Genomic DNA, 14408 nt, shown 5'->3' with positions numbered 1-14408 from the left:
TAAGTGCAAGCACAATTCAAAATCCCGACGCAATTACGCTGAGGCGTAATTGATTTTTAGTACTTGATAAACTAAAGGCTGTTTTCGACAACAATAGTAATGAACATTTGATTATCATTAATATGATGAAATGAAACAGCCTTTTGCAAAAATACGTCTTGCCGTAAGTATCTCTAGATTGCTGGTGAGCGGATGGAAATTAAAAGCGTCATATGCTGTGACATTGACTGAATAAATAGCTAATTAAACATCCAACATACCATCTGTCGGGTGGTGTTTTCTAGTGAATCAAAATAAAATTTAAAAGCCTAATGAGCGACGGAAGTAGCTTGCGTAGCGCTGGCTTACAGGGATGCGTGTACCATCCTTCATGATGAGTAAGAACGTTGAGTGAGAGTCTGGTTGAATTTCATCGATATAGTCAATATTTACGATGTATGATCTGTGGCAACGAATAAAAGAGTCAGGTGCTAAAAATAATTCTAAATCACTTAAGTTTAGGCGATGATAGCCTGCGCGATGCATTGTTTTAACATATGTTTTACGTAGCTGTGTTTCTAAATAGATGACTTGATTATGTTTAATAGGATACCAACAATCATCTATTTTAATTGTAATATAGTTCGTTAAAAACGGAGATGGCTTTTGTGGGAAGACCGCAGTTATTGCGCCCTTCATTTCGCCTTCTTCCATTAAAGGAATGCTCATTCCAAAATAAGGAACTCCGAAGACGTCAGGCTCTATATATGTACTTACTTTTTGTCCATAGGTAAGAGCTTGAAACGCTGCTGATCCTTTTTTTATTGGATCTCCAGGTTTAATTTTTAAGTCTACTTTTTTACTAGGTTGATAATAAACATATTCGTCGGTATTTGAAATTGCTATTGATGTATCCTCAGGGAAAAATTCTTTGATTATTTCCATGATTTCTTCCACTTGTTTTGGATCCATGATATGACACCTCTTTTATAAATAAAATCTTTAACCTCTATCTTACTATATACTTTTACTTTTACGCTATAGAAGATTTAAGAATGATGTAGAAAGTATGCGCTTTTTTCTACAAAGAAGCGAATGTTTTTTATAATGAAGAACAAAAAGTAGCTTTGATTTAAACAGTAGATATATCGATGTAATACTTTTTAACCTAGATTGACAGGCTATATTTCTGTAGCGAAAAGTACAGGACCCCATTTCAAGATAGTTAGTGAAAATGAAAAGGGGATTAAACAGCCTATAAAAAACCTACTTTCGGTCAATACGTGTTTTCACGTGTGTGAAGCTGTTAGCATGTGTTTCTTTATGAGCAATCAGTATCGAAGGTTTACTTTATTCAGGCTGGCAAATTGAGTAGTATTGATAGCTTTTTATTAATAAAATATCATGTTAGATATCAAGTGAAATAAAAAACGTAATTTTAACATAAAAGTATTTAAATGGTATATTTTCTTCTTTCACTTTTTATATTTATATAGTTTTGTATTTTGTTTAGATGTTGTTGAGGCAAGTTTACTATAATAAACAATAAGGTAATGAGCTAAAAGAAATACAATTGAAGATAGCGTTTACAACTTTATTGATATTCATGATAAGGACGAGTATCTTTTATTTAAAATGAAATAGTAATTCCGATTTTTGGATAATAGTAAAATACATTGAATGAAATAAAAAAATTGGTTGATAAAAAAACGCAAATTATGGTAATATTCACTGTAGTTACTAAAAAATATATTGTAATTTATCGAAACTGTAGTTTTAGAGTAATGGTTTTACAACCGTGTTCATTTGAAATCAATATGCATCTTGTTTAACAACTATGTGAGCTAGGAAGGTATGAGAGTATTTTTAGGAAAGATGGGATATATTATGCAACCACAACAATCGATAGCAGGAACAATATCTAAACGTTATTTTCAGGAAATTGATAATATTAATCAATACGATGGTGTGGAAGATTTTTTTACTGTAGAGTCGAGATTATTATTTGAAATTTACCATTTAGAAGAGGCGAAGGCGAAAGAATCACTACGTGCATTAATTGATATTTTATCCATTCGCTTTGGTAAACAAATGATTAAAGCCGTTCGTCAATATTTTGTTATTTTATCATCAATTGTTGCGCGAAAGCTACTCGATAATCAGGTTCCTCCTAAAAAGGCATTTGCATTTAACTTAGCCTGTACAGATATGATTGAGAATAAAATGAAGGATGCTGAGTTTTTACAGTTTGCGGATGATTTAATCGAGTTTTATGTGTACTTTATTGCAGATCGTAAACAGCCAACATTTAGTCATCAAACTGTTAATAAAGTTATTATGCATATAAATGATGAATTAGAAACAGATTTGACAGTCGAGAATATTGCAAACAACTTCCATATTAGTACAAGCCATTTGTCGCGAATTTTCCGTGAGCATGTTGGTATTACATTAGTAGAATATTTAAATGTACGACGTGTTGAAGAATCACAATATTATTTAAGGCATACGAATAAAAGCATTACATCTATATCAGATCAATTTCACTTTTGCAATCAAAGTTATTTTACACGCATTTTCAAAAAATATACAGGTGTTACACCAAAGCATTTTCGGGATGAGTTGCATCATGAATTTTATCGCTTTGAAATGACTGATAACAAACTAGAAAATGCTTGAAAAATATAAGATGAGCAAATAAAATGCCAAAGAGTTGAATTACCAGCGCTTTGGCATTTTGAATTTGAAAATGTAATTTATCCTACACGAAATAGCAGTAATTTTTCTTCTATAATCAACCGTGACAATAGGCCCGATTGATTCAACTAACAAGTCAGTAGGCATAGGAACCCCTCCATTGATTGAAGTTTCAATTTATCTGACATTATCATTGATGCAATGAAATAATTGAGCCTATGAAAGGATTGCTGTATACTCACCATATTAACAACTTTAGAAGGTGACAGAATGAAAAAAATAATGCTGTTGGGCATTTTGGGGAGCTTAGTTTTAGTATTAAGTGGCTGTAAAGCAGTTGAGAACCAAGAGGGCTTTTTTTATAGCTTTTTTGTAAAGCCAATGGATTATTTATTAGATTTTTTAGGGAATGACATATTCAATGGAAGCTATGGTCTAGCAATTATTGCGATAACAGTAGCGATTCGTTTACTATTAATGCCGTTTATGCTGAGAAACTATCGAGCGCAAGCAGCGATGAAAACGAAGATGGATATTGTTAAACCGAAAATGGAAGAGATTCAGAAGAACATGAAGGAAGCTGAATCCAAGGAAGAGCAGGCAAAGCTACAACAAGAAATGTTATCTCTCTACCGAGAACATAATATTAATCCATTAAATATGGGCTGCTTGCCGATATTAATTCAAATGCCAATCATCATGGGACTGTACTATGCAATTTTATATTCACCAGATGTGAAGTCACATCCGTTTTTATGGTTCAGTTTAGGTTCACCTGATATTATCATGACAGTTATCGCTGGAATTGTGTACATGGTTCAAGCGCAAGTGTCGTTATGGACAGTGCCTGAAGCACAGAAAGCACAAATGAAAATATTTATGTATATTTCACCGATTATGATTGTGATCATTTCATTTTCATCAATGGCCGCATTGCCATTATATTGGTCCATCGGTGGGTTACTACTTATCATGCAAACATATATTGGACGAAAATATTATTCAGATCATAAATAAGGGGATACTATGAACGATAAATTAATCGCATTGCTACTAGTCACAGGTAGTAGCTTATTAGCACTATTTTTTATAATTAAACAAAATTTTAATTTAGCTGTATTATGTTTAACGATTATGTTTACATTTTCAAACTTTTTCCGATACCGTAGCTTTATGCGTCAAGGGTATGTGAAGGAAGCGAAGTGGATGCGTAATTTAGCGATATTTTTTGGTCTAGCAACCGTAGCAGTAGTTTATATTTTAGTGACAAAATAACTAGAGTAATTAAGATAATTTAGCAAGGAAAGTAGGCGCAAGAAATGAGGGGCAATCGAACGAAGAAGAAAAGTGATATCTGGAAAATCGTGATGATTTCCATTACTTCACTATTAATTATGAGTGCCATTGTGTTTACAGTAAAGGAAAAGCGAGAATTAGCAAAGCCTTCATTAAATCCGCCTGTTGAAGAACAGCCTAATGAAAATAATAATTCTATTGAAACTCCAACTGAAGCAGATGAACAGCAAGAGATAGAAGATAAGCATGATGACAAATCCAATGAGGAACAGCAGGAACCTGAACCACAAGAGAAGCCACAGAAGATTGAATATGATGAGAGTGGGTATCCAGTGACGCATATTGAGCCAGCAGAGCCGACTTTCGTGCAAGGTGTGTTGATTGCAAATAAAGAGTATCCATTACCGAAAACGTACAATCCTGGTGAGCGTCCTGAAGCGAAGGCAGCAGTAGAAAAAATGATTGCTGGAGCCAAGGGAGCTGGGTATGATTTAATCGCATTTAGCGGTTTTCGCTCTTATGAATATCAAACAACGTTATATACAAATTATGTAAATAGAGATGGTCAAAAAGCGGCAGATCGCTATAGTGCACGCCCAGGTTATTCTGAGCATCAAACAGGGCTTGCTTATGATATCGGCGAGAAGGGGCGCGAAAGCCTTTGGTTAACAAGTGAGTTTGGTGAAACGCCAGCAGGCAAATGGTTACATCAGCATGCGCATGAATATGGTTTTATTTTACGCTATCCACAAGGAAAGGAAGCCATTACTGGTTATATGTATGAATCATGGCATTTCCGCTACGTAGGCAACGAATTAGCAAAGGCAGTATATGAAGCCAACACCACACTAGAGGAATATTTAGGGTTGAAATAATAAAATAACAGGAGCTGTTGGAAATTACTTTTCCTACAGCTCCTTTTTCTTTTATAAAATTGGGGAGAGCAGTCGGGAAATAGATTCCTTAAATTTGACCATCGTTGAACGATTATCATAGGTTTCCTTCGTTAACTCTGTACTATCAAAAATATCTAATTCAAATGTTTCTGCTAAATTATGTGCTATTTTGCGGTCGTAAATAAGTGCATTGACTTCAAAGTTTAAGCTAAAGCTGCGCACATCGATATTGGCTGTTCCAACTGAGGCAACTTCATCATCAATGACGAGCACTTTCGAATGAATAAAGCCCTTATCATATTGATAAATACGTGCGCCTGCTTTGAGCAACTGTCCAACATAAGAATAGTTTGCCCAATAAACAAATGGATGATCAGGTTTATTTGGAATCATGATGCGCACATCGATGCCAGAAAGTGATGCAATACGGATAGCATCTAGAAAGCTACTATCTGGAATAAAATAAGGCGATTGAATATAAATATATTTTTTCGCATCTGCAATTAAGCGCAAATAGCTATTTTTAATAACTGTCCAATCTGTATCAGGACCGCTCGATACAATTTGCATAGCTGCTGTTCCTTTTTGAGGAATAACAGGGAAGTAACGCTCTGCATATTTTACGCGATGATGGTGACTTGCCTGGTTCCAATCAAGTAAAAATCGCGTTTGTAATGGATGTACAGCGCTACCCTCAAGGCGCAAATGTGTATCACGCCAATAACCAAACCTTTTACTTAAGCCTAAATACTCATCTCCAACATTGAAGCCGCCAATATAGCCAATACGTCCATCAATTACAACAATTTTACGATGGTTGCGGAAATTTAAACGCGGGTTAATTAACGGTAAAATAGATGGGAAAAATACTTCTATTTCCCCGCCGACATCTATTAGTTCTTGAAATTGCTTTTTGCGCACACTGCGTGAACCCATTTCATCATATAAAATCCGTACTTTTATACCTTGCTTCGCTTTTTTGATTGTAGCGTTGTAAATGCGTTTGCCGATATTATCGAGCTTAAAAATATAGTACTGAATATGAATATGGTCTTTTGCATGCATAATATCATGAATGAGCCTTTCAAATTTTTCAGTACCATCATTGAAAATTTCAACATGATTATCTTGTGTTAAGACGGCATGATTCGTAATTAAATTCATATAAATTAAATCTTGATGTGCTTCTATATGATCTCCGCGAAATTCAAGTTTATTTTCTTTAATTGCTTGAATTTGATAATCGATTAATGCTTTAATACCAATGCTTTCTCGTCCTTCCCAGCGATAAAAATGCTTTTTGCTAAGCTGTCTACCGAGCAATAAATATAAAATAAATCCGACAACTGGAAGGAAAAACAATACTAGTAGCCATGCCCATGTAGACGATGGGTCTTTGCGCTCTAAAAAGATAACAGCGATAGCAAACAAAATATTAAGTACTAAAATAATAAGAGCGACAAAGCTAGTTTCTAAAACAGTAAGCATAGCAACCCCTCACTTCCTAATTTTTTGAATATGCGAAAAATATGTACATCATTACATCATCAATAGTAGCACACATAGACTATTTTAATAAAGATTGTGTAGAATTGTATGAATAAAATAATAGAAAATGAGCATATTGTATAAGTGGGTAGGAAGAATTGCAGTCACTGATAATAGAGGGTGTATTAATAATAATTTACGCAGTTGTAACATAATTGATAAATTTTCAAGTGAGAATTAATGGTATGATATGTATAGAAAAAAGTCAGACTTCTTAGGGTGAAACTTTCTACTATCCTGAAACGTTCTTATTAATATATAAAAGGCTGAGGTGGAGCAAATGGCGAAAGAAATCGACTTAAAGAAAATTGTTTCAAATTTATCTAAGTTAGGTGTGAACGCAACTATTACGAAATCTCGCATCGAGCTATTGAAAGTATTAACACCACCAACACAATCACCACAAGCATGATAAATGGCTGTAGGAAAAGCAGGTTACGCTGCTCTTTCTACAGCCATTTACTTTAGCATTGTTCCTATAATCATGTGATGTAGGAGCATAGCTAATTATGATAGATGTGGGGCTGTTTGCAAAGGAATTTCCTTTCAGACAGCCCCCTCAATGTTATTCGTCTTCGTCATTACCTGAGAACATATATGTTTTGTAGTGGAATCGCATACTAAAGACGAGCCCAATTGCTAATGCATTCCCCATTAGGGAACTTCCCCCGTAGCTAATAAATGGTAGTGGAATACCTGTAATTGGCAGCAACTGAATTGTCATCCCGATGTTTTCAAACACATGGAATGTAATCATAGCAATGATCCCTGCACAAACATATGTGCAAAACGGGTCTTTCAATAGTAAAGTCGTTTTCGTTAAATGATAGATTAACAGGAAGTATAAACAAATAACGAAGCTCGCCCCGACAAAACCCCAATCCTCGCCAATCACTGCAAAAATAAAGTCTGTGTGGTTTTCCGAGACATACACTTCTCGTCCTTTAAAGCCTTTACCCAAAATTTCACCTGAGCCAATTGCATTCAGTGAAGTGATAAGATGATACCCTTCATTCGAGGAATACGAGTATGGATCGAGCCATGAATAAATACGTGCAAATTGATAGGCTTGGAAGTTAAATGTTTTTTGTAAAAAATCCTGCATATAAAGTGCCATCCATAACAATGCGCCACTTAGAGTCACACCACCAATTAAAACAGGTAAGATGATTTTCCATGAAATCCCTGCTACAATAACAAGCGCTGCTGTAATGGCGATAAAAACAAGTGATGAGCCAAGGTCAGGCTGCTGCATAATTGCAGCGAGTGGAACCATAAGAGTCACACCAATTTTAGCGAGTAAAATAAAATCAGATTTTAAGGACTTAATTAAATATTTTTCATTGTGCTTACTAATTAAGCGAGCTGCTGCTAAAATAAAAAAGGTTTTCATAAACTCGGAAGGCTGGATACTGCCCACTCCAGGTATGTGATACCAGCTTTTCGCGCCATTTTTCTTCTCAGCAATTTGCCCAACACCGTCAGGCATAAAGATAAGTACAATTAATAGTATCATGCCTAAACCATATAAATACCATGACATTTTTTTGTATTGATCTGGCTCAAAATACATAACAAAGCCGACAATAATAGCGCCTACGACATACCATTGTAATTGTTTCGGTACGAAATTATAGCTGCCATATTGTCCGCCTGTTTGGGCAGAAGCTATGGCCAATAGACTAATAACGAGAAATACTAATAATATGGCAGCAAGTGCCCAATCGAAACGTTTCATAAATTGCCGATTATTTTCCATAAAAATTCACCTTATTCATAAGTGCTACACGCACTGTTTCTCTTGTTTCAGTAGATGCTTTATATCTCCTGCTCAGCCAGTTTTAACTTCTTGCTAAAACGCGATATAAAACACTACGTCTTATTGTAACAGGAATCCCTTTCTATTAGCCTAAAAATCTTGATAGGCGTTCGCTAAGGCGTAATTGATTTTATCATATTATAGGATAAAAAACCGTAAACTAAATTATATCACTTATGCTTTGGCGTAATTATGTTCAGATTTTTTTTGATTGATTGGGGATTTTCTACTGAAGCATAATGAGACAAAAATGCAACTAACAGTGATTCATCATCTAAACTCAGATAAGATAAAAATGGCAAATAGCTGTGGAAAAGCGTACTGGCATAAGACTTTTCCAACAGCTATTATTTTTATTCATCCTCATCATTGTTGGCAAACATATATGTTTTGTAGTGGAATCGCATACTGAAGACGAGCCCAATTGCTAACGCATTCCCCATTAAAGAGCTTCCCCCATGGCTAATGAAAGGTAGCGGAATTCCTGTAATTGGCAGTAACTGAATGGTCATCCCGATATTTTCGAAGACATGGAATGAAATCATCGCGATGATACCTGCACATACATATGTGCAAAATGGGTCTTTCAATAGTAAAGTTGTTTTTGTTAAATGATAGATTAACAGGAAGTATAGACAAATAACGAAGCTTGCTCCGACAAAGCCCCAATCCTCACCGATTACTGCAAAAATAAAGTCTGTGTGGTTTTCCGAGACGTACACTTCTCGTCCTTTAAAGCCTTTACCAAAAATTTCACCTGAGCCAATTGCATTCAGTGAAGTGATAAGATGGTACCCTTCATTTGAGGAATACGAATATGGATCGAGCCATGAATAAATACGTGCAAATTGATAGGCTTGAAAGTTAAAGGTTTTTTGTAAAAAATCTTGCATATAAACGGCCATCCAGAGTAGTGCACCGCCTAATGTTACACTGCTAATTAAAATAGGTAAGATAATTTTCCATGAGATTCCCGCTACAATAATCAAGGCTGCTGTAATGGCGATAAAAACAAGCGATGAGCCAAGGTCAGGCTGCTGCATAATCGCAGCGAGTGGAATCATAAGGGTTACACCCATTTTAATGAGTAAAATAAAATCAGATTTCAATGACTTAATTGCATATTTTTCATGATGCTTACTAATTAAGCGAGCTATTGCTAAAATAAAAAAGGTTTTCATAAACTCAGAAGGCTGGATGCTTCCTACTTTTTGAATGTGGAACCAGCTTTTAGCACCGTTTCGGGGGGCTACTAGTTCCATGCTTGCTGGTAAAACGGCTAGGATAACTAATAACAAAATACCGAAACCATATAAATACCAAGACATTTTTTTATATTGATCAGGCTCAAAATACATGACAAAAGCGATAATTATAGTGCCAACAATATACCACTGCAATTGTCTGACTACGAAATTAGTATTGAGATGAGCATATTGGCCACCTGTTTCGGCAGAAGCTATTGCTAATAAACTAATGGCAAGAAATACTAATAAGATGGCTGCGAGAGACCAATCGAAACGTTTCACAAATTGCCGATTATTTTCCATGAAATTCACCTTATTCATAAGTGCTATCTTGCACTGTTATTCTTAAACTTTGCCAGGCTAGGAACGTCATATAAAAGTAAGGCGTCTTTTTGTAAGCGGTGTATCTATTTGAGCCAAGACGGAATTGATTTGCTCATACTATATACAAAAGCTGCACACAGAATCAAAATAGAATGTAACTTCTTATACAGGATAAAAATTGAGACGATACATCATTGAAAATGTTTCAAAAAAACATGGAATAGGCATATAATAGGAGTATTATCTTGATTCAGCAACGTTTCTGTGCGAAAGAGAAGTAGACAGATGTTTATTGTGCGAAAACAGAACTCAGTCGAAGGGCATCGCGTACTGCAACAACGACTAGAGCGACCAACATCGTGTTGGTCCAAAGCCTCCGACGGATGGAACAGATTTTGAAGGGGCATTTTCGAGTGTGCTCGAAAAAATCTGGATAATAATTACGATGAGGCGTAATTGATAATTGATTAGATTCGAAGGGGCGGGTAGGCAGTGGCTAGAAAAATGAGGGCAGCAGAGGATTACATGCACCATTTATATGTACATATGAATGATGTTGACCATTTTGTTATTTTTAGTAGGTTAACACATAAGCAATTTCTTTCTTCTGCAACATCATTACAAAATTTACTTTTAGTAAAGCATGCTTATGAAGATGGTTCTTTTAATATGCATACACAGCTAGATTTTATTGCACCGGAAGATTTACCGAGCTTTGCTAAAACGGATTTCAAAGGAGATTTGTGCTTAGTGGATTTCCGAAATGAGCAGCAAGTGAATGAGCTAACGCCAACAGAGCAGGCTGAGCTTTTATATATTGGTCATAAACGAGAGCCTGTTGCTTCACCGTTTTTCCATAAGCTACAAAATCGCTATATTTACTACGCTGCGCCTGAAGATCAACTGACAAAAATATATTTCCGCTTTTTAGCTGATGTAGAGCAGCTTATGGCTAACCTCTTTAATCAAATGATTAAGGAAAAGGAAGGAACAGGGAATTTTTGGCGACGAAAATCAGCAAAACAAATACCAGCTATTGATACAAATGTGTTGCGCTCTTGGAGACATTATATGAAGGAGGGGGCACTTTTATCGTTAAGTAAGCGAGAGAAGCCAAATTCTTGTTACAGCATTGAGATTAGAACGTTAGTTGACTATGATTTTCCCGATGAAGTCTGGGATGATTTAAATGATATTATAAAACAGCAATATGATGAACTTATTTTAATTAGTTAGTTCGATTTTATATTATATTAGGGGGAAGATGATGATGAAAAAAATAGGGTTAGTATACGGTGGGAAATCTGCAGAGCATGAAGTCTCGCTATCGACAGCGATGGCCGTTATTAAAGCTGTAGATTTCGCTAGTTACGAAGTTTATCCCATTTACATTACATTAGATGGTGAATGGCGTACGGGTCCCCAATTAACAACTCCTGTAGAGAGTGTGGAGCAATTGCAATTGATAAGAGAAGAAAGCAAGCCAAATACGATTAATGAATTTATCGAGGCACATAATACAATTCAATTCGATGTTGTTTTCCCGTTGTTGCATGGGACAAATGGAGAAGATGGTACAGTGCAAGGGCTTTTTGAAGTATTAGATATCCCATATGTAGGAAATGGAGTATTAAGTTCCTCTGCCGGTATGGATAAAGTCATTATGAAGCAATTGTTTGAAATTGCGGGGTTACAGCAAGTGCCGTATGTTTATTTCATTCGTAGTGAATGGAAAAATACACAACAGGCTATTGTAGAAAAGTGTGAACAGTTAGAATTCCCTTTATTTGTAAAACCTGCTAATCTTGGCTCAAGTGTTGGCATTAGCAAAGTGACAAATCGCGAGCAGTTAATTGATGCGGTAGAGTTAGCGTTGCAATACGACCGCAAAGTAGTTGTGGAGCAAGGCATCATAGCACGTGAAATAGAAACAGCTGTATTAGGGAATGATGTGCCACAAGTATCCGTTGCGGGTGAAATTAAACCAATGACAGAGTTTTATGATTATGATTCCAAATATAAAGATGGCTCAACATCGCTAGTTATACCTGCCGAGTTATCATCAAAAGTAGCACAACAACTGACTGATATGGCGAAGCGTGCATTTAAAATCTTAGATTGTGCAGGGCTTGTACGCGCAGATTTCTTTGTGACAGCAAAGGATGAAGTGCTTATTAACGAAGTGAATACGATGCCAGGCTTCACACCAGTAAGTATGTATCCATTATTATGGCAAAATACAGATGTTTCGTACCCTGAGTTAATAGATCGATTAATTCAATTAGCTGTAGAGCGTTATGAAGAAAAAGGGCAGCTACAGTACAATAGAGATTGAGTGGGATAAAAAGTGAAAAAAACATTAAAGCAATTAGCTGAATGGCTAAAAATAGATGAGCAATTACACGAGGATGTTACGGTAACAGGTATTTCAATTGATACGCGTACGATTCAAGCGGGCGATTTATTTGTACCATTTCGTGGTGAGTCAGTAAATGGACATCAATTTGTTGAGCAGGCATTTGAAAAGGGAGCAGCAGCTTCTTTTTGGTTAAATGATGAGCCAAATCCACCAGAAAACCGCCCGTTACTATTCGTTGATGATGCAGAGCAAGCTTTACAAAAGATGGCGATTGCCTATCGCAGTGAGCATAAAGCGACATTTATCGGCATTACGGGCTCGAACGGTAAAACGTCGGCAAAAGATATCGTGGCAAGCGCATTAACCCCATATTTTAAAGTGCAAAAAACCATTGGTAATTTTAATAATCAGTTGGGGCTACCAATTACGATTTTGCAGCTTGATGAAGATACGGAAATATCAGTGCTCGAAATGGGCATGAGTGGCTTTGGTGAAATTGAGCTATTATCGCGTATTGCACGGCCGCATTTAGCGATTATTACGAATATAGGCGAGGCGCATATGCAAGATTTAGGTTCAAGAGCAGGCATTGCGCAAGCGAAATATGAAATTACGCAAGGTTTGCTTGAAGAAGGCTTCCTTATTTACGATGGAGATGAGCCTTTATTGTGTGACTTGGTCGCTGAAGATGCCTATACAGAGGCAAAGGCATTTGGCTTTAGTACAGCGCATGACCTTTTTGCAGCACAAATTACGGCAACTGAACAAGGTAGTAGTTTCACAGTAGATGGCATGATGAACGGCAATTTTACAATCCCGATTTTAGGCAAGCATCAGGTGAAAAACACGTTGGCTGCTATGCTGGTATGTAAAGCGATGAATTTAACAGATGAACAAATTAGCGAAGCCTTGGCACAAATTGAATTAACAGATATGCGTATGCAGTTAATACCAAAAGGTCCGCTATTATTTATTAATGATGCATATAATGCAGCGCCGACTTCGATGCGTGCAGCCATTGATTTTATGCAATCCACAACGATTCGACCTGAAAAATGGCTTGTGCTTGGTGACATGCTGGAGCTTGGCAATGATGAGCAAGTCTTTCATGAGGAGCTTGCTCAAACGATTGAGATAGAGGCTGTACAATACGTTTGTTTATACGGTCCACGTATGAAATGGTTGTACGACAAGTTGACAGCGAAATTTGATGCGGCGCATTTAATTTATAGCGAAGCCGACTATACGCCGATTGTACAAAAAATACAGGCAGAAGCTAGTGATGAGTCCATTATTTTATTAAAAGGCTCACGTGGTATGAAGCTTGAAACCATTTTACAACATTTTTCATAATATTATGTTTCTGCAGTGGTCATAGAATAATGCCACTACCTTCAATGCATGGAGCTGGCTAAAATTATTTTTCAGCCAACTTCATGCTATTTTGTTTCGATAAATGGGGCAATATAAAGTAACGCAGAGTATATAAAAAGGCAGGTGTAGCAAATGAAAAAAGGAATTTTATTATTGCATGGCTTTTCAGGTGGACCATATGAAATAGAGCCTTTAACAGCATACTTACGTCAGCATATAAAATGTGATATTGTGACACCTACTTATTGTGGGCATGGTGAGGAGCTTTCTATGCGCGGCTATAAAGCGCAGCATTGGTTAATGGATGCAGAGCTTGCTTATCGCCAGCTAGCAAAGCGAGTGGATGAGATTACGGTTATTGGTTTTTCAATGGGAGGTGTGATTGCACTATACTTAGCAAAGCGTTACCCTGTGAAAAAGCTCGTATTATTGAGTGCTGCAATTAAATATATGAGTCCAGCCCAAATGTTAATGGATTTACGTGAAATGGCAACAGAGGCAGTACGAGGGCATTTAAAAAATCATGAATTATTTCAACGCTATGAGCGCAAACTAATGACAGTTCCACTTAGTTCAATGGTTGAATTTATGCGCATCGTAAAAAAGGTTGAGCCTTATATCGAACATATTCAAGTACCGACATATATTATACAAGGTGAGAAGGATGGTATTGTTCCACATATGGCAGCGCACTTTTTACATGACACGATTCAAGCGGAAAATAAGCACTTATTTTTATCGGCAAATGGGAAGCATCATATATGTTTTAGCGATGATTGTGAAGAATGGTTTTGTGAAGTGTTGGAATTTCTTTGCGCTCCGTAAAAAGTCAGATTATTAAGTTAAGCATTATCGTTGCATACTGTCTG

Annotated in this window: 13 protein-coding genes; 9 read left to right on the top strand and 4 right to left on the bottom strand. The window is 36.4% G+C overall.

Annotation, left to right across the window (positions count from 1 at the left end):
• Nucleotides 1–300: 300 nt before the first annotated feature.
• Nucleotides 301–951, bottom strand: a complete 651-nt coding sequence (locus C9J34_RS09610) for a LytTR family DNA-binding domain-containing protein (protein ID WP_107839649.1) — start codon at nt 949–951, stop codon at nt 301–303.
• Nucleotides 952–1854: 903 nt separating this feature from the next.
• Between C9J34_RS09610 and C9J34_RS09605 the strand changes: the two genes are divergently transcribed.
• The 4 genes from C9J34_RS09605 to C9J34_RS09590 all read left to right on the top strand — a co-directional run bounded on the left by C9J34_RS09605 (nt 1855) and on the right by C9J34_RS09590 (nt 4847).
• Nucleotides 1855–2658, top strand: a complete 804-nt coding sequence (locus C9J34_RS09605) for a helix-turn-helix transcriptional regulator (RefSeq protein ID WP_107839648.1) — start codon at nt 1855–1857, stop codon at nt 2656–2658.
• A gap of 288 nt (nt 2659–2946) precedes the next feature.
• Complete coding sequence (yidC, locus tag C9J34_RS09600) at nt 2947–3693, top strand: membrane protein insertase YidC (protein WP_107839647.1); 747 nt, start codon at nt 2947–2949, stop codon at nt 3691–3693.
• Nucleotides 3694–3702: 9 nt separating this feature from the next.
• Nucleotides 3703–3951: a hypothetical protein gene (locus tag C9J34_RS09595; RefSeq protein ID WP_107839646.1), complete on the top strand. Its 249-nt coding sequence runs from the start codon at nt 3703–3705 to the stop codon at nt 3949–3951.
• Between the two features lie 44 nt (nt 3952–3995).
• Nucleotides 3996–4847, top strand: a complete 852-nt coding sequence (locus C9J34_RS09590; RefSeq protein WP_238600614.1) for a M15 family metallopeptidase — start codon at nt 3996–3998, stop codon at nt 4845–4847.
• A gap of 51 nt (nt 4848–4898) precedes the next feature.
• On the opposite strand, the gene cls is transcribed toward C9J34_RS09590, so the two are convergent.
• Nucleotides 4899–6356, bottom strand: coding sequence for a cardiolipin synthase (gene cls / locus C9J34_RS09585; RefSeq protein ID WP_107839645.1), 1458 nt, complete (start codon nt 6354–6356; stop codon nt 4899–4901).
• Between the two features lie 340 nt (nt 6357–6696).
• Here cls and C9J34_RS22620 point away from each other — a divergent pair, with 340 nt between their 5' ends.
• The gene (locus tag C9J34_RS22620; protein ID WP_274523358.1) at nt 6697–6828 is read left to right on the top strand and encodes an Lmo0850 family protein; all 132 of its coding nucleotides are present in this window, start codon (nt 6697–6699) and stop codon (nt 6826–6828) included.
• A gap of 153 nt (nt 6829–6981) precedes the next feature.
• Here the strand turns inward: C9J34_RS22620 and C9J34_RS09580 are convergent, their stop codons facing one another.
• Both C9J34_RS09580 and C9J34_RS09575 read right to left on the bottom strand, forming a co-directional pair.
• On the bottom strand, nt 6982–8175 hold the full coding sequence (locus C9J34_RS09580; protein ID WP_107839644.1) for an FtsW/RodA/SpoVE family cell cycle protein: 1194 nt from the start codon (nt 8173–8175) through the stop codon (nt 6982–6984).
• Nucleotides 8176–8588: 413 nt separating this feature from the next.
• Nucleotides 8589–9785 (bottom strand): FtsW/RodA/SpoVE family cell cycle protein, encoded by a 1197-nt coding sequence (locus C9J34_RS09575; RefSeq protein ID WP_107839643.1) that lies wholly within the window; start codon nt 9783–9785, stop codon nt 8589–8591.
• A gap of 513 nt (nt 9786–10298) precedes the next feature.
• On the opposite strand from C9J34_RS09575, the gene C9J34_RS09570 reads away from it, so the two are divergent.
• The 4 genes from C9J34_RS09570 (at nt 10299) to C9J34_RS09555 (ending at nt 14364) form a co-directional block, all read left to right on the top strand.
• On the top strand, nt 10299–11042 hold the full coding sequence (locus C9J34_RS09570; protein ID WP_107839642.1) for a hypothetical protein: 744 nt from the start codon (nt 10299–10301) through the stop codon (nt 11040–11042).
• 31 nt (nt 11043–11073) lie between these two features.
• Nucleotides 11074–12141, top strand: a complete 1068-nt coding sequence (locus tag C9J34_RS09565; RefSeq protein ID WP_107839641.1) for a D-alanine--D-alanine ligase — start codon at nt 11074–11076, stop codon at nt 12139–12141.
• A gap of 12 nt (nt 12142–12153) precedes the next feature.
• Complete coding sequence (locus C9J34_RS09560) at nt 12154–13518, top strand: UDP-N-acetylmuramoyl-tripeptide--D-alanyl-D-alanine ligase (protein ID WP_107839640.1); 1365 nt, start codon at nt 12154–12156, stop codon at nt 13516–13518.
• 153 nt (nt 13519–13671) lie between these two features.
• A complete protein-coding gene (locus C9J34_RS09555; protein WP_107839639.1) occupies nt 13672–14364 on the top strand; it encodes an alpha/beta hydrolase in 693 nt (230 codons plus the stop codon).
• Nucleotides 14365–14408: the final 44 nt, after the last annotated feature.

Origin of the sequence: Metasolibacillus meyeri (genome assembly GCF_003049505.1) — a bacterium.
In the GTDB taxonomy this organism is placed as follows: Bacteria; Bacillota; Bacilli; order Bacillales_A; family Planococcaceae; genus Metasolibacillus; species Metasolibacillus meyeri.
This window is presented reverse-complemented; position numbering and strand designations above follow the sequence as displayed.